The following is a 15,567-nucleotide window of genomic DNA, read 5'->3' as shown; positions in this document are numbered from 1 at the left end:
GCCCGCATAACCGCTGCCGGGCAGCAACGGTTATGCGGGCAAGGGCCGCTCGTGAGGCAGCTGGAAGCTACAGGTTGCCGGTGGCGATGTTGAGCATGCGGCGCAGCGGCTCGGCGGCGCCCCAGAGGAGCTGGTCGCCCACGGTGAAGGCGCTGATGTACTGCGGGCCCATCTCCATCTTGCGGATTCGGCCCACCGGGATGTCCAGGGTGCCGGAAGCGGCCACCGGGGTCAATTCCGCCATGGAGGCTTCCTTGGTGTTGGGAACCACCTTGGCCCACTGGTTGTCCTCGTCCAGTAGCTTCTCGATTTCGGCCACGGAAAGGTCCTCACGGAGCTTCAGCGTCAGGGCCTGTGAGTGGGAGCGCATGGCGCCGATGCGGACGCAGAGGCCGTCCATGATCACGTGGTTTTCGTCGGAGGTGCCCAGGATCTTGTTGGTCTCAACCCCGGCCTTCCACTCTTCCTTGGACTGTCCGTTGCCCAGGTCCGCATCGATCCAGGGGATCAGGGAGCCGGCCAGGGGGACGCCGAACTGGGTGGCGTCGATGTCGGTGCGCTGGTGGGCCAGGACCTTGCGGTCAATGTCCAGGATGGCCGACGCCGGGTCGTCCAGTTCCGTGCTGACCTCGGCGTTGAGCGTGCCGAACTGGCTGAGCAGCTCACGCATGTGCCGGGCGCCGCCGCCGGAGGCTGCCTGGTAGGTCATGGAGGTACCCCACTCCACCAGGCCGTGCTTGAACAGGCCGCCGAGGCCCATGAGCATGCAGGACACGGTGCAGTTGCCGCCGATGAAGTCCTTGGTGCCGTTGACCAGGCCCTTGTCGATGACGTCGCGGTTGATGGGGTCCAGCACGATGATCGAGTCGTCGTTCATGCGGAGGGTTGAGGCGGCGTCGATCCAGAGGCCGTCCCAGCCGCGGCTGCGCAGCTCGCCGTGGACCTGCTTGGTGTAGTCCCCGCCCTGGGCGGTGACGATAATGGGCAGCTTCGCCAAAGTGTCGAGGTCGAACGCGTTCTCGAGCTTGCCGGCACCGTCGGCGAACGACGGCGCGGCACCTCCCGCGTTGGAGGTGGAGAAGAACACCGGGTTGATGTTGGCGAAGTCGCCCTCGTCCTGCATGCGCTGCATCAGGACGGAACCGACCATGCCGCGCCATCCGACCAGGCCGACGGAAGGGGTAGCTGCTGTAGTCATTCGTACAGTTTAGACTTCGCAACCGGCAGGGCGCAGTCGGTTACGTCACGCCGGGCGCCGGGTCCCGTTACTAAGTACGACGGCGTCAGGCAAGTTTTCGCTGCCAGCTGCCGCCACCAGTCCGGCCGGCTTGAGCGGCGGGTAGGAGGCTCAAGGGTTTTCCCGGCCGCCTTCCGAGGCGTGCAGCCTTGCGCTCCTTGAAGTAGTAAGCCCATGACGTCGGCACAATCCAAAGCCCGAAGGCGATGGCGAACACGATTTGGCCCCAATTGGGTTCCTCTGTGCCGTCCAAAAACAGTTTAACGAGGAGCGCAGCCACTACTCCGATGATCACTGTGATCAGGATGATGAGGAAAAGCAAGCCGCCGGCAGAGTTGACGGGCTTGACGGCACTGCCGGTTGAGCCCTTGTAAACGCCGTACTCTTCGGTGGTCAGTCCCTGCTTAGCGGCCTCCAGCTCCACCTGCTGCCGGTAGTAAACCTTCCGGCGGCCCGGTTCTGTTGGTCCAGGAACGGCGTCGTCCATTAATGTCCACTTCCGTTCTTAGTCGTTTGGGTGAGCAGCCGAGCGGTCCCTGGTTGGGCGCCAGGGAGCCCGGACTTCTAGGTCGCGGGCCCGTCCCCAGGAAACGGACGAGTGCTATCAGGGAAGTTTTCGCGGGTGATGGCGATGTGGGACGGATTCGATTCGAACCAGGCGCGCGCCTGGTCATCCGAAAGTGCAAAACGCGGTTTCGGCAACCCTTTCAGCTTGCGCTTCTTGGACGCCCGCAGTTCGCGGTGAAGGCTGCGGACTCCCAGGAGCCATCCTCCTGTGAAGAGGACAGCACCCAGCAGTCCGAAAATGACAACAATTACATTGAGGCTGGCAAGCGCAATGATCAGCATCAGGGGTGCGCCGAGGGCTGGAATGGTCATGAGGGCTGTCACGACAACGAGCCCTGTAGTCGTATGAACCGAGTAGTTTCCCGTTGGCTGGGAGCCGCCAATACCCCATTCGTCCTTTGTATAGGCATGGACTGTGCGGTCCATTCCCGTGGCATAGAAGTAAGGCCGATTCAGTAGTAGTTTCTGTGCGGCAGGATCGATTGCCAGTAGTGCCTCACGCTTCACTAAGGAAAGGTTGGCAGTTATCGGTCGAACTGGCGGGCCGTGGGTTCGGGGATTCCGCGTTCCGCCCGCAGGCGCTTGGCCCTTGAAGCCACTTTCGCCATGTGGATGGCGTATGCGGTGCCTCCAACTCCAGCCGCTGTCAAGAACAGCGCGCTCCACATCGGACCTTGACCCCTGCTTGTGGGTCCCGCCACCAGCAGGACGGAGAACACCGCGACAGCAGCTAAGACAGCCGCCATGACCAGGAAGCCGGCCGCAGACCGTACCTGAGGATGTGAGCTGGCGGTCACCACTCCTAGCTCGTCCTTCGCATAGCTGTACAGGTCACCGCTCACGGTGCGAAACAGGACTCTCTTTTCCCCGCGTGCCAGCGCCTGCTCGTGTTCGGCGCGGACTTGGTCGTCGGGAATAAAGCTATTGCCTGGAATGCCGTTCTGCACTTTAGTCCTGTCGGATTGATCGGATGTGATCCAAGACCTGGCCGTCTGTGAGCCCGGTCATTTCCTGAATGGGTTCGGAGGGTGCATCGATGGCACCATACCCTACCGTCCAGCCCTGCCCGCTGCGCTTGACGAGAAGTTGTTTTTTCGAATCGTCCTGCAGGAGTCGGATGGTGGCGCCCCCGGAAGGGTTGTCCTCTAGGTGCTTACGGACCATGTAGAAACCCGCTTCTGCGGGTGTTTGGTCGGGACGTTGTGCCATTGCAAACCAGCTGAGGTACGCGCGGGGCTGCAGAAGTATCTTGTACTCGGGCGACTCGACGGACAGCACGTTGTCTACGGAATCAGCGGTCAGGAGGTTGATCTGGACGTGCTTGACTGCCTCCGTCAGAGCGCTCGTTACTGCTGCTACCGGCCCGGCGACAGACAGTTCACCATGGGGTTCTGCTGTCGCCGCGCCACGAGCCACTAGGGAGGAGGCACCGGCAGCGAGCAGTGAAGGGTCGTCGAGCTCGTTCGTAAGCCTCAATGCCCTGGCAGATGCCTCTGCTTCAGGGCCACGGCGCAGACTCAGCAGAAGTGTCAGTTCGGCGAAACCAAATCCGATGGCGTCCGGGAACGCTCGTCCGGCAACTGTGCCCCTGGCCGTGCTTGTTTCAGTCACTGATTGTTCTCCTCAGTCCTTAGAAGCCGAAAAAGTCGCCGACTGCGTCGACCCCGTCGCTGATGGCACCGCCAACGGCTTCTGCCCCCTCAACGATCTTATCTTTAGCGTTATCGACCGCCTCGTGGATAACGGGGACGTTGTCGTACAGCGCGAGTGCGCCACTGGCCACCATGCAGGCCGTCCCTACCGGCGGTGGAGCAAAGGACAGGGCACCTAAGACAACTTTCGCGCCGGAATAGGCGCCTGCCTCGTAGTCGCCCTCTTTGATGTTGTTGAAGGCATCCATGGCGTCCAGGCCCACACCCACAACGCCCAGTCCCTTGCCGAAGCCGTCCAGGTACTTGAACGCCTTGGTGGTGTCGGCGAGGTTCAGGACTTCGTGGAATTTGCCTTCAAGCAAATTGTTGGACAGGTTGAAAAACCTGCTGAATTCGTTGGATTCCTCGAACGCCCGCCATGCTGTCGGATCAAAAAAATCGCCGATTCGCGACTTGTGGAGCATGGCACCGATGTCGAAGAGCCCGGCTCGAATGTTCGGGAAAGCCTTCGTGAGGCCGTAGATGTCCCAGCCATCGCGGAACGGGGAATCCGGATCAGTGAGCCAGTCCGGGCCCCACGGATCGTTGCTGCCCTGGCCAGGCACCGGCGGACGGGAGGTGCTGGCGTCGACAGACACACCAGGCTCGCCCGCTCCTCCCGAGCCGCTGGTGCTCGCCTTCTCCTGCTCATCGGCGTTCTTGAGCAGTACTTTCGATTCCTGCTGCAGCCGCGAGACGGTCTGCTGGAGAAGGGTCCGGTGGCTGGTGTTCCAGTCCGAGCGGAACCGCTGGGCGTCCGCGCCCTTCCAGGCCGGGTTGTTGTTGATCTGGCTGCTCAGCTGCGTCGACTGCTGCTGCAGCAGATCCGCCGTCTTGTTGAACTGCTGCGCGAGGGCCCGCAGTTGCTCGACGTCGGCGCCCCACAAAGTTCCTGCCACCAGGATTCCCCCCCAATATTCATCCAGCAGCCCCCAGAGTGCTGCGTGCCCCAGCCTAGGCCGGGACCGGGCCGCCCGCGATGGGGTGGCCTCCCCATGCTGCTGCAGTGAGCGTTAGCCCTGGTTTGACTGCTCCAGTACGGCTGCCTTCCGCGCGCGCAGCGCGAAGAACGCCCCGAAGGTGAACACCTGCGTGACCACCACCAGCACGATGGCTCCGGCGATCTTGTTGCCTCCCAGGATCATGGTCAGTCCCACGATCGCGGACAGCAGCGCCAGCAGGGGCAGCAGCATGTAGCCCAGGACGAACAGGGTTTCCGGTTTCTTCAGCATGTTCCTAGCCCTCGGTCCGTGACCATTTGGTGAATCGGTAGCGTGTGCCGTTGGCGGCCGTGAGCCAGCCGTCCGGCGGGACGGAGGCGGTGGCCTCCCAGCTGGCCCCGAGCTCCGGGGCGAACGTGTCGCCGTCGGCCTTCACATCGATGGTGGTGACCACCGCGACGTTGGCGAGGTCCGTGGACTGGCGGAAGACGTCCCCGCCGCCCAGGATCCAGACTGTTTCGCCGCCGTCGACGAACTGCGACTCAAGGAGCGCGTCATCCAGGGAGGGAACCACGACGGCGCCCTCCGCCTCGGGAGTGTTGGCCCAGCTTTTCTGCCGGGTGATGACGATGTTGGTCCGCCCGGGCAGCGGGCGGTACTTGTCCGGGAACGACAGCCAGGTCTTCCGGCCCATGATGACCGGATGCCCGCTGGTGAGGCGGGTGAAGTGTTTGAGGTCCTCGGGCAGATGCCAGGGCATGTCCCCGTCCTTGCCGATCACACCGTCGGAGGTCTGCGCCCAGACCAGGCCGACGCCGGTGATCGAGGCAGCCAGCTCCTCCGTAAAGGACTGGGGATCAGTGGAGTTTTCGGTGCTCATACGGCGATCGGCGCCTTGATCGTCGGGTGGTGCTGGTAGCCCACCACGTCGAAGTCCTCCAAGGTGTAGTCGAAGATCGAGGCCGGCTTGCGGGTGATCTTCAGCTGCGGGTACTCGTAGGGCTCGCGTTCCAGCTGCTTGAGGACCTGGTCCATGTGGTTCTCGTAGATGTGCACGTCACCGCCGGTCCACACGAATTCGCCGGGCTCAAGGCTCACCTGCTGGGCGACCATGCAGGTGAGCAGCGCATAGGAGGCGATGTTGAAGGGGACGCCCAGGAACATGTCAGCGGAGCGCTGGTAGAGCTGGCAGGAGAGCTTGCCGTTGGCCACGTAAAACTGGAAGAAAGCGTGGCAGGGCGGGAGTGCCATGTCGTTGAGTTCGGAGACGTTCCACGCGGACACGATGTGCCTGCGCGAGTCTGGATTCGACTTCAGGTTCTCGATGAGTTCGGCGATCTGGTCGATGTGGCCGCCGTCCGGGGTGGGCCAGCTGCGCCACTGCACGCCGTAGACAGGGCCAAGGTCGCCGTCCGCGTCCGCCCACTCGTTCCAGATGGTGACGCCCTGGTCCGTCATCCACTTGATGTTGGTCTCGCCGCGCAGGAACCACAGGAGCTCAACCGCCACAGACTTGAAATGGACCCGCTTGGTGGTGATCAGCGGGAAGCTCTTCGAAAGGTCAAAGCGGATCTGGCGACCGAAAACGCTGGTTGTTCCGGTGCCCGTGCGGTCCGATTTATGGGTGCCGGTGGCCAGGACATCGCGCAGGAGGTCTTCATAAGGCGTTGGGATGCTCACCCCCCAAGTCTACTGGCTGAAGATGTCCGGCTGGCGGTGCTACGCCGCTGCGCTGGGCTGTTCCACCGACGGGGATCACGGCGATCACCACGCCCGCGGCTGCGAGGAGGGCCCCCACGGCTGGGGCAGCCTGCCAGAAGATGTCCCACGGTTCCGGACTGAGTGGCGATGCCCGGTACAGCTTTGGTCCGGCGCTCATCAGAAGCACCCCGGCCTGGCCGGCCAGGAACGCCGCCAGCGTCCGGACCACCCGGTGCACGGCGATGGCGCGGAGTGCGGCGTCGAGTCCCGGGACAGCCCCTGGAACGCTGCTGCGCCGGCGGGCAAGCAGCAGGGGAAAGCCCGAAACGAGCACAACCCCGGCAGTGGTCCAAACAGTGACCGGCCATGACTGCTCCACTCCCAGCTCAACCTGCCGCCAGGCAACAAGGAAAACGACAGCCACGAGAACGGTAGCAGCCGCAACCAGGGTGCAGGCCAGGACGGGTGAAACCGGTTGGCGGGGCCAGTGCCGGGGCTCGTCCGCGGTCCCGTAATTCCGGTGGACCAGCAGTTCGCCGAGTGAAACAACGGCCAGGACTGCAGCTGCGGATACCGCCACGAAAAGCGCGGGATGCCCCGTCAGGGCTCCCGGGGCGAAGAATGCAGCGGGTATTGGCACGAACGCTGCCAGCCCCATCGCGGCGCCGACTGATACCGACAGCCGCGTCGCCGGCTGGGCCCGCGCGCTGGCATCCCGGCGGGATATTGGAGCCCCGGGAAACCTGGGCGGTGCCCACAGCAACATCAGTAGCAGCACCGCCAGATTCAACGCACCGGCCGGGTTGAACCAGTTCACGGGGCCAACGGCCGGATCGGGCCGGGCTGCGTGGTTCCCCGCAATGGCCGCCAACCCGGACGCGATTGTCGCCACCGTACGGAGCAGGCGGTTCGTGGTGATGGTCCGCAGGACTCTGTCCGGTCCGGGAGCAAGTCCGTCCACCGGCGCCCTGCGGCTGATCAGCAACAGCACGGCGAGGGTTCCGCCAGCCAGGACGAACAACGCCCCGCCCAGGTACATCGCCAGCTCCACGCCAGGGATCCGGCCTTCTCCGCCGAAGGTGGCGTAGCCGCCCTCACCATCCGGACGTGAGCCATACGGGCGGGGGTCGAAACCGGGCAGGGTGGACGTCCACGCGATCTGGGCGGCGGACAGTAGGAAGATCACCGTCACCGTCCAGGCGAGGGGACGGGAAACCAACCCTCGGAGCCGGGGAGGCTTTCCGCTCTGCAGGACCGGCCGGGGGCGTGCTTTGGGGTAGCTTGCCTGCCCCAGCGCGTGTGCGGTCAGGCAGCCGAGGACCGGCCAAGCGAGGGCCGGGGCGATGTCCACGGGCTCGGTTGATGCCCCGGATAGTGGCAGAATGCCCGCATTCGCAGCAGGAAGCAGGGAGCTTGCCATCCATCCGATGACGCCGATGCACAGCGCATGCCGGGACGCTGCGGCCGTAGTGTCCCGGCCATGGGCGCCGCGGATCAGGAAACGAAGCAGGAGGTACGCGCCGCCGGCGAGCAGGAACGGCCAGAGGAAGGCCATGGGTGGAGCATCTAAAACAACTGTGGTCGTGGCAGCCGGCACGTTATCCCCCCAGAACTGTGCATCGTTCACCCAAGTCAAGGGGGATACCGGCCTGGGGTCAAGCGGAGCGGGTTGCCTTAGTCATCGAAGGGCTTGAACTGCTCCACCGCTACAACCCGTTTCTTACCGCTGTTGGCCACATGGCAGACCACCACCTCGCCCGGGGACAGGAACGGTTCGTGGGCGGGCAGCAGCTTCGCCAGGTGTGATGGCATGTGGGTGGCAAGCTGCTTGAGCACCGTGGGCAGGGCGGGCCGGTGGGTACAGACCACCACAGCCCGTTGCTTGTCGACAAGCGATTCGATGACGGCCGCCGTCTTCTTCGGACTGCGCTGATGCTTGTGCTCGGTCAAGCCCTCCGCGAGCTTCACTTTCGCGCCCGTGGCCCGCGCGTACGGCGCGACGGTTGCAACGCAGCGCAACCAAGGGCTGGTGACCACCCGCATCGGCTTCCATGCCTGCAGGAGCCGGCCCACGGCCTGGGCCTGCCGGGATCCGGTGGCCGCCAGCGGGCGTTCTCCCTCGGCCTTGCTCCAGGATGAGCGCGGCTTGGCCTTGGCATGGCGGAGCACCAGCAGGGGCCACGTGTCCAGTTCCCCGCGTTCGTGCGCGTCGCGCAGGTATTCAAGTGGGCCGACGTCGGACGGGTTGGACAGCAGGCGGGCGGCCTTTTCGGGGGCGCACCACATGACGCTGTCCACCTCCTTGCCGTCAGGAACCACGGTCTCGCCGTTGACCTTGACGGCCCAGTAGTGGACGACCTTGAGGCCTGACGCAACGTGGTAGTGGATGGGAGGCAGGGGTATGCCCAAGGGCGCCTTAAGGCCGATCTCCTCCCACACCTCACGGACGGCGCATTCGGGGATTGTCTCGCCGGCGTCGATCTTTCCCTTGGGCCATGACCAGTCGTCATAGCGGGGCCGGTGGATCAGCAGGACCTCCAGGCCGTCCCTGCCGGCGCGCCAGGGAATGGCGCCCGCAGCAGTTACAGCTATGGGTTCCCCCGGGTGGTCAGTCTGGTCAGCTATGAGTGCATCGCTCGACAACGCGGCGGCCCTTATCGCCGGCTCAGGGTGCGTTGCCGCGGCCGGGACGCCAGCAGCCAGGACTGGACGTCTTCAAGCGGCTTCCCGTCCTCGGAGAGGTGGTGCCGAATCCAGCGGCCCTCGTTGTCGAGATGCCAGCTGGAGGTTTCCGGGTCCATGTAGCGCCGCAGGAGGTCAAGGACGTAGGTGATGTCGTCCGGGCTGCTGAGCTGCACCAGCGCCTCCACCCGTCGGTCCAGGTTCCGGTGCATCATGTCCGCGGAGCCGATGTACACCACGGGGTCCCCGCCGTTGGCAAAGGCGAACACCCGCGAGTGTTCAAGGAACCGGCCCAGGATGGAACGCACCGTGATGTTGTCGCTCAGGCCGGGAACGCCGGGGCGCAGCGAGCAGATGCCGCGGACCACGACGTCCACCTTCACGCCAGCCTGGGAGGCACGGTAAAGGGAGTCGATGATGGCCTCGTCCACCATCGAGTTCACCTTGATCTGCACATGGCCCGGCACGCCTGCCCGGGCATTGCGGATCTCCGTCTCAATCCGGTCGATGAGCCCGGAGCGCACGGAGCGGGGTGCCACCAGCAGGCGCTTGAAGGTTGACTTGGGCGCGTAGCCGGAAAGCTGGTTGAACAGCTTGGAAAGGTCCTCGCCCACCTGGTCGTTGGCAGTCAGCAGGCCCAGGTCCTCGTAGTACCGTGCAGTGCGCGGATGGTAGTTGCCGGTTCCGATGTGGCAGTAGCGTCGCAGCCCGTCCACTTCCTGTCGAACCACCAGCGAAAGCTTGCAGTGCGTTTTCAGGCCCACGATGCCGTACACCACGTGGACGCCGGCCTGTTCCAGTTTGCGGGCCCAGGAGATGTTGGCCTGCTCATCGAACCTCGCCTTGATTTCCACCAGGGCCAGGACCTGCTTGCCGGCCTCGGCAGCGTCGATCAAGGCATCCACAATGGGCGAGTCACCGGAGGTGCGGTACAGGGTCTGCTTGATGGCCTGGACCTTCGGGTCCGCCGCGGCCTGTTCCAGGAAAGCCTGGACTGACGTGGAGAACGAATCGTACGGGTGGTGCAGCAGGATGTCCCGGCGCCGCATGGCGGCGAACACGTTGGCAGCCTTGGATGTCTCGGACTCGTTCAGGTACCGCGACGTGTGCGGGACATGCTTGGGGTAGTGCAGGTCCGCGCGGTCAATGCCGGCGATGACGGACAGGCCCCGCATGTCCAGCGGCGCGGGCACCGAGTACACCTCGGACTCTTCGACCCCCAGTTCACGGATCAGCAGGGCCCGGATGTTGGGGTTGATGTCGTTGGTGACTTCCAGCCTGACCGGCGGGCCGAACCGGCGGCGGAGGAGTTCCTTCTCCAGTGCCTGCAGGAGGTTTTCGGCATCGTCCTCCTCCACCTCCACGTCCTCGTTGCGCGTCACGCGGAAGGTGTGGTGCTCCAGGACCTCCATGCCGGGGAACAGCTTGTCCAGGTGCACGGCGATGACTTCTTCAAGCGCGATGAACCGCGCCACCCGGCCCGGCACGGCACCGGCGCGGGGGCCGTCGATGGAGATCAGCCGCGGCAGCTGGTCCGGGACCTTGACGCGGGCGAAGAGCTCCTTGTCGCTGACCGGGTTCCGGACCACCACGGCAAGGTTCAGTGACAGGCCCGAGATGTAGGGGAACGGGTGCGCCGGATCCACGGCAAGGGGCGTCAGGATGGGGAAGACCTTTTCCGCGAACATGACGCTGAGCTGCTGCTGGGCGGCGTCGTCCAGTTCCCCCCACTGCATGACGTGGATGTGCTCGTAGGCCAGGGCGGGGCGGATCTGCTCGGCGAAGACCTGTGCATGCCGCTGCTGGAGCCGGTGGGCTTCCTCGCTGATCCGCTCCAGCACCTCAACCGGGCTCAGGCCGGCAGGGGAGGGGACGGCGAGTCCGGTAGCGATGCGGCGCTTGAGGCCTGCCACGCGGACCATGAAGAACTCGTCCAGGTTGGAGGCGAAGATGGACAGGAAGCTGACCCGTTCCAGCAGGTGGAGGGTGGGGTCTTCCGCCAGTTCCAGCACCCGGGAATTGAAGGCAAGCCAGCTCAGTTCGCGGTCCAGGAACCGGTCAGGGCGGATGTCGCCTTCCGGCTGCAGGTTCGGTGCGAACTCAGGGATGTCGATCCGGTCCTGGGTGGCCCGTGATGCCGGTACTTCGGAGGAGCCGAAGCGGGCCCGGACAGGCACCGCAACATCCTGGGACGTGGCTGTTCCGGACGGTTCCGGGTTCATGGCTTCTCCTTTAGCTGGCGCTCCAGTGCCGGCGCTTCCGCCCCGCGCGGCTCCATTTCAACCTTACAAGCATTCACCGGCCCCACGGCCTTTGTTTTACGCGGCGCCGGGGATTGGTTCGCGGTCTGCCTACCCGCCGGCGGGGCCGTACATGACGTCCATGTCCCAGCGGGTGAAGCCGAGCCGGCGGTACAGGGCAACGGCCGGGGCGTTGTCCGCATCCACGTAAAGCATCACGCCGTTCAATCCCGCGTCGCGAAGGTGTTTGATGCCGGCAATGGTCAAAGCCTTGCCCAGGCCCATGCCCTGTGCCTCCGGCGTCACGCCCACCACGTAAACCTCGCCGATCGCAGGGTGCTCACCGTGGCGGGGGTGGACCTTGGTCCAGTGGTACCCCAGGAGGCGGCCGTCCCGGCCCTCCGCCAGGAGGAAGCCGGACGGGTCGAACCAGTCCTCCGTCATGCGCGCGTCGAGGTCGGCCCTGGTGAGGCCGCCCTGCTCGGGGTGGTGGGCGAACGCCGCCCGGTTGGCGGCCAGCCACGCCTCCTCATCCTTGCCGGGCACGAAGGCACGGATGGCCACGCCGTCCGGAAGGCCGGCGTCGGGCAGGTCCGCGCCCGCCGTCGTCATCCGCATCTTCCATAACTCGCGCACCGGCGCGTACCCGTAGCGGGCGGCAAGGTCGGCCGCGGCCTCGTGGTTGCCGTGGGACCACGCCTTCAGCCCGTCAAAGCCACGGACCTCCTTGAGCGCGCCCACCAGCCGGTCCGCCACACCCTGGTTCCGGTAGGAGGGATGGACGGCGATTTCCAGGATGCCGGTTCCGTCCTGCTCTTCAACCACGACGGCGAAGCCCGCCAGATCCTGGCCGGTCACCGGGTCGGAGTCCTCGTCCGGCGCGTAGAGGGCCAGTGTCAGCAGGGTGTGCTCCGCCGAATCTCCGGCGCGCATGGTCACCAGGGTTTGCTCCGAAATGGAAGGATTGCCGTCCGATTCCTCAGCCGCGGCCAAAAGGTCGCGGCAGTCTTTCAGCAGTTGCTGGTCAACTCCGCCCCGGACGACATGGACGGGCCACTTCTGCGGATGCGCTGGAGTCATGAGCCAAGGCTATACGCCGGCGGCGGTCCAGGCTCAGGCCTCGGTGAGTTCATCTTCCTGCTGCCGGACCAGGGTGAGGCGGTACCCCACGTTCCTGACGGTGCTGATCAGGTTCTCGTGGTCTGCGCCGAGCTTGGCCCGCAGCCGCCGGACGTGGACATCCACGGTGCGCGTGCCGCCGTAGTAGTCGTAACCCCAAACCTCGGTAAGCAGCTGCTGCCGGGTGAAGACGCGGCCCGGGTGCTGCGCCAGGTACTTCAGGAGTTCGAACTCCTTGAATGTCAGGTTCAGGGGCGCCCCGTTGACCCGGGCCGTGTAGCTTGCCTCATCGATGACGACGCCGGCGGCGCGGATTTCGCTCGGGGTGTCTTCCTGCTCGGGCACGGCCCGGGCGACGGACAGCCGGATGCGGGCCTCCACCTCAGCGGGGCCGGCGGAATCGAGGACGATGTCGTCAACGGCCCAGGCGGAGGACACCGCTGCCATGCCGCCCTCAGTGAGGATCAGCACGAGCGGGGCGCTGAGGCCAGTGGCTTTCAGGAGCTGGGTGAGGGAGCGGGCGCCCACCAGGTCCTTGCGGGCGTCCAGCAGGACAATGTCGCAGGGGTCTGTTTCGAGGAGGGCCGTCGGCTCGGCGGGGAGGATATGGACCCTGTGGTTCAGCAGCTCAAGGGCAGGCAGGATGTCCACCGAAGAACCGGTGCTGTTGGTCAGTAACAGGATGTGCGACATTGTTCCTCCAAGGGCCGTCCGCGCATCGTTGGGCGACTGAACCGGATTCTCACCGGCCGGTACTGGCTTCCTGCAGGAGGTTTTGGTCCGTCAGCATGCCGCCGGCCAGCCACCTCAGCAGGGAGCGTAGCTGAACCTTGAGTATACCCGTCAGCCCCTTTCAGACCACAGATTCGCGACGTGGGCAAGCACGTTTTGCGACATATCCAGTTCACATAAGGCAGGATTGGACCAGGGCGGACCTGCCCTGCCATGAGGGGGCTGACCAGCCTTCCGGCCGATCGCCAGGATGGGAAAACAGCGCAGTGAGTGCACAGACGAAGCACAGGCCGGGCTCCGCATGACGGCGGAACTGCAGGCGCCCGTCCGTTCTCTTGGCTCCTGGACCGTTGGCGTCGTCGGGATAGCCGGCCTCATTGCGATCATCGCCGGGGTCTACGCCTCGCCGGAAGCACTCGTGGCGGTGGGAATCCTGATCGCCGCGGCCGTGGGCATCGGCTGGCCGCACTTCCTGCGCATTCCCGCCAAGAAGACCCTCGCCGCCGTCATCGCCCTGCCGGGCGCAGGCGCCGCAGTGGCGGCGGGCCTGGCGCCCGCCCCCGGATACCTGGACTGGACACCGGCCTTCGTTGCCCTGGGAATGATGGCGGTCTTCGTGGTGCAGCTGATCCGCGGCACCGGGCAGGCGCAGCGGCTGGAGTCCACCCTTGGATGCTGCGCGGGTGTCCTGTTGTCCTGCCTCGGCGCGGGCTGGATTGCCGGCTCCCGGTTCAACGGTGTCCGGGAAATGCTGCTGGTGGCGGCGATCAGCGCGGCAGTGGCCCTGCTGGCAGGGCTTATCCGCTGGCCGGACAGCATCGTCGCCCCGCTGGGAGTGGTGCTTGCCGGACTGGCCGGACCGCTCGCCGGGCTGGTCCTGTCGGACATCGCCGTCCTGCCGGCCGCCGTCTTCGGCGTGGTTGTGGGTGCGGTCCTTGCCAGCTTCCGGCGGCTGGCAACGCTCCGCGGCGCTCCGCTGAACATCCCGGCCGCGCTGGGCATGGGCCTTGCCCCGGTTTCGGCCGTCGGATCCCTCGCGTACTTCATAGACAAACTACTCATCTACTAACGGGTTAGGATGGCACCATGTCCGTACTTGCTTTTGAAATCTTCTTCCTTGTCCTGCTCGGCATTGCGAGCCTGTCCATGGCCTGGTTCGCCGGATTCGTGGTCTACCGCCTCTTCAAGGGCCAGAAGTAGCCACCCCTTTTCCAGGACCGGCCGTATCTGGAGGTAATACCAATGCCCATTGAGATTCCTACAGACCTGACCCCCGAACTCGTCCCCCTTTCCTGGCTCATCGGTGAGTGGGAGGGCCGGGGCCGGCTGGGCAGCGGCGACGAGGATTCCGAACACTTCCTGCAGCACGTCTCCTTCACCCACAACGGCCTGCCGTATCTGCAGTACCGTGCCGAAAGCTGGTTGACCGACGACGAAGGCACGCGCCTGCGGCCGCTCACCGTCGAGACAGGTTTCTGGGCCCTGGAGCGCAAGCAGCTTGATGCCGACGGCGGTCCCGGCCTGGTGCCGGCCGACATCGTGCCGGTGCTGAAGAGTGCCGACGAGGTAGAGGCACTGCGCAACAAGGACGGCGGCTTCGACATCTCCGTGTCCATCTCGCACCCCGGCGGAATCTCGGAGTTGTACTACGGCCAGATCAAGGGTCCCCAGATCCAGCTGACCACCGACATGGTGATGCGCGGCAGCCACTCGAAGGACTACAGCGCGGCCACCCGCATTTTCGGTCTGGTGGACGGCAACCTGTTGTGGCGGTGGGACGTGGCCGCGGGCGGTGAGGCAGGAAAGGGTCTGGAGGCACATGCTTCCGCCTTCCTGCACAGGGTTTCCTGACCAACGAGTTTCCTGACCATAAAGAGGGTCTCCTGACCCACGAAAAGGGGAGCGGCACCGTGGAAGAAAGCACCCGGGAAGCAGCAGGAACGCCGGCCGGTTACAGCGACCTCAAGGCTGTCTTCTTCAACGGCACGCTGAAGAAGTCGCCCCAGACCTCCAACACCGATGGGCTGATCCGCATCAGCCGCCGGATCATGGAAAAGCAGGGCGTCAGCACCACGGTGATCCGCACGGTGGACCACGACATCGCCAGCGGCGTCTACCCGGACATGACCCAGTACGGCTGGGCTACCGACGAGTGGCCGGAGCTTTACCCCGCGGTCCAGGAAGCCGACATTGTTGTGGTGGCCGGACCCATCTGGCTGGGGGACAACTCCTCCCAGACCAAGAAGCTGATCGAACGCCTCTACGCCCACTCCGGGGAGCTCAACGGCAAGGGCCAATGGGCGTTCTACCCGAAAGTCGGCGGCTGCCTGATCACCGGAAACGAAGACGGCATTAAGCACTGCGCCATGAACGTCCTGTACAGCCTGCAGCACATCGGCTTCAGCATCCCCCCGCAGGCCGACGCCGGATGGATCGGGCCGGTGGGGCCCGGACCCAGTTACCTGGATGAAGGCTCGGGCGGCCCGGAGACAGACTTCACCAACCGGAACACCACGTTCATGACGTGGAACCTCCTGCACCTGGCCCGGACCCTGAAGGACGCCGGGGGTTATCCCGCGTACGGAAACCTGCCGGGCGAATGGGCTGCCGGCACACGATTCGATTTCGAAAACCCGGAATACCGCTGACCTCCAAGG

Annotated in this window: 17 protein-coding genes; 3 read left to right on the top strand and 14 right to left on the bottom strand. The window is 65.1% G+C overall.

Annotated elements, in window-relative coordinates; genetic code table 11:
• Nucleotides 1-67 precede the first annotated feature (67 nt).
• From asd to ACWRN3_RS07720, 14 genes are all read right to left on the bottom strand, one after another.
• A complete protein-coding gene (gene asd, locus ACWRN3_RS07785; RefSeq protein WP_324642674.1) occupies nucleotides 68-1,198 on the bottom strand; it encodes an aspartate-semialdehyde dehydrogenase in 1,131 nt (376 codons plus the stop codon).
• A gap of 85 nt (nucleotides 1,199-1,283) precedes the next feature.
• Nucleotides 1,284-1,661: a hypothetical protein gene (locus tag ACWRN3_RS07780; RefSeq protein WP_476740277.1), complete on the bottom strand. Its 378-nt coding sequence runs from the start codon at nucleotides 1,659-1,661 to the stop codon at nucleotides 1,284-1,286.
• Between the two features lie 140 nt (nucleotides 1,662-1,801).
• On the bottom strand, nucleotides 1,802-2,311 hold the full coding sequence (locus ACWRN3_RS07775) for a hypothetical protein (RefSeq protein ID WP_476740276.1): 510 nt from the start codon (nucleotides 2,309-2,311) through the stop codon (nucleotides 1,802-1,804).
• A gap of 17 nt (nucleotides 2,312-2,328) precedes the next feature.
• Complete coding sequence (locus tag ACWRN3_RS07770; protein ID WP_476740275.1) at nucleotides 2,329-2,751, bottom strand: hypothetical protein; 423 nt, start codon at nucleotides 2,749-2,751, stop codon at nucleotides 2,329-2,331.
• 1 nt (nucleotide 2,752) lies between these two features.
• The gene (locus tag ACWRN3_RS07765) at nucleotides 2,753-3,415 is read right to left on the bottom strand and encodes a hypothetical protein (RefSeq protein WP_255172875.1); all 663 of its coding nucleotides are present in this window, start codon (nucleotides 3,413-3,415) and stop codon (nucleotides 2,753-2,755) included.
• Nucleotides 3,416-3,434: 19 nt separating this feature from the next.
• Nucleotides 3,435-4,382, bottom strand: coding sequence for a hypothetical protein (locus tag ACWRN3_RS07760; RefSeq protein ID WP_476740274.1), 948 nt, complete (start codon nucleotides 4,380-4,382; stop codon nucleotides 3,435-3,437).
• Between the two features lie 126 nt (nucleotides 4,383-4,508).
• Nucleotides 4,509-4,727 carry an NF038396 family protein gene (locus tag ACWRN3_RS07755; protein WP_324642670.1) on the bottom strand — a complete coding sequence of 73 codons (219 nt, stop codon included), beginning with the start codon at nucleotides 4,725-4,727 and terminating at the stop codon, nucleotides 4,509-4,511.
• A 4-nt stretch (nucleotides 4,728-4,731) separates the two neighbouring features.
• The gene (locus ACWRN3_RS07750; protein ID WP_324642669.1) at nucleotides 4,732-5,316 is read right to left on the bottom strand and encodes a dihydrofolate reductase; all 585 of its coding nucleotides are present in this window, start codon (nucleotides 5,314-5,316) and stop codon (nucleotides 4,732-4,734) included.
• Nucleotides 5,313-6,116: a thymidylate synthase gene (locus ACWRN3_RS07745; protein WP_324642668.1), complete on the bottom strand. Its 804-nt coding sequence runs from the start codon at nucleotides 6,114-6,116 to the stop codon at nucleotides 5,313-5,315. Before ACWRN3_RS07745 ends, ACWRN3_RS07750 begins: the two co-directional genes overlap by 4 nt.
• Nucleotides 6,094-7,692, bottom strand: coding sequence for a hypothetical protein (locus ACWRN3_RS07740; RefSeq protein WP_476740273.1), 1,599 nt, complete (start codon nucleotides 7,690-7,692; stop codon nucleotides 6,094-6,096). Before ACWRN3_RS07740 ends, ACWRN3_RS07745 begins: the two co-directional genes overlap by 23 nt.
• A gap of 119 nt (nucleotides 7,693-7,811) precedes the next feature.
• On the bottom strand, nucleotides 7,812-8,780 hold the full coding sequence (locus ACWRN3_RS07735; RefSeq protein ID WP_255172870.1) for an NUDIX hydrolase: 969 nt from the start codon (nucleotides 8,778-8,780) through the stop codon (nucleotides 7,812-7,814).
• Between the two features lie 11 nt (nucleotides 8,781-8,791).
• Nucleotides 8,792-11,041 carry an RNA degradosome polyphosphate kinase gene (locus ACWRN3_RS07730; RefSeq protein WP_255172869.1) on the bottom strand — a complete coding sequence of 750 codons (2,250 nt, stop codon included), beginning with the start codon at nucleotides 11,039-11,041 and terminating at the stop codon, nucleotides 8,792-8,794.
• A gap of 129 nt (nucleotides 11,042-11,170) precedes the next feature.
• Nucleotides 11,171-12,139, bottom strand: a complete 969-nt coding sequence (gene mshD, locus ACWRN3_RS07725) for a mycothiol synthase (RefSeq protein WP_255172868.1) — start codon at nucleotides 12,137-12,139, stop codon at nucleotides 11,171-11,173.
• A gap of 33 nt (nucleotides 12,140-12,172) precedes the next feature.
• Nucleotides 12,173-12,871: a winged helix-turn-helix transcriptional regulator gene (locus ACWRN3_RS07720; protein ID WP_159631339.1), complete on the bottom strand. Its 699-nt coding sequence runs from the start codon at nucleotides 12,869-12,871 to the stop codon at nucleotides 12,173-12,175.
• A 340-nt stretch (nucleotides 12,872-13,211) separates the two neighbouring features.
• Here ACWRN3_RS07720 and ACWRN3_RS07715 point away from each other — a divergent pair, with 340 nt between their 5' ends.
• From ACWRN3_RS07715 to ACWRN3_RS07705, 3 genes are all read left to right on the top strand, one after another.
• Nucleotides 13,212-13,979 (top strand): permease, encoded by a 768-nt coding sequence (locus ACWRN3_RS07715; protein ID WP_275179963.1) that lies wholly within the window; start codon nucleotides 13,212-13,214, stop codon nucleotides 13,977-13,979.
• A gap of 173 nt (nucleotides 13,980-14,152) precedes the next feature.
• Nucleotides 14,153-14,761, top strand: coding sequence for a nitrobindin family protein (locus ACWRN3_RS07710; protein WP_255172866.1), 609 nt, complete (start codon nucleotides 14,153-14,155; stop codon nucleotides 14,759-14,761).
• A gap of 59 nt (nucleotides 14,762-14,820) precedes the next feature.
• The gene (locus ACWRN3_RS07705; RefSeq protein ID WP_255172865.1) at nucleotides 14,821-15,558 is read left to right on the top strand and encodes a flavodoxin family protein; all 738 of its coding nucleotides are present in this window, start codon (nucleotides 14,821-14,823) and stop codon (nucleotides 15,556-15,558) included.
• Nucleotides 15,559-15,567 lie beyond the last annotated feature (9 nt).

It is taken from the genome of Pseudarthrobacter sp. rb, from assembly GCF_056389225.1.
This window is presented reverse-complemented; position numbering and strand designations above follow the sequence as displayed.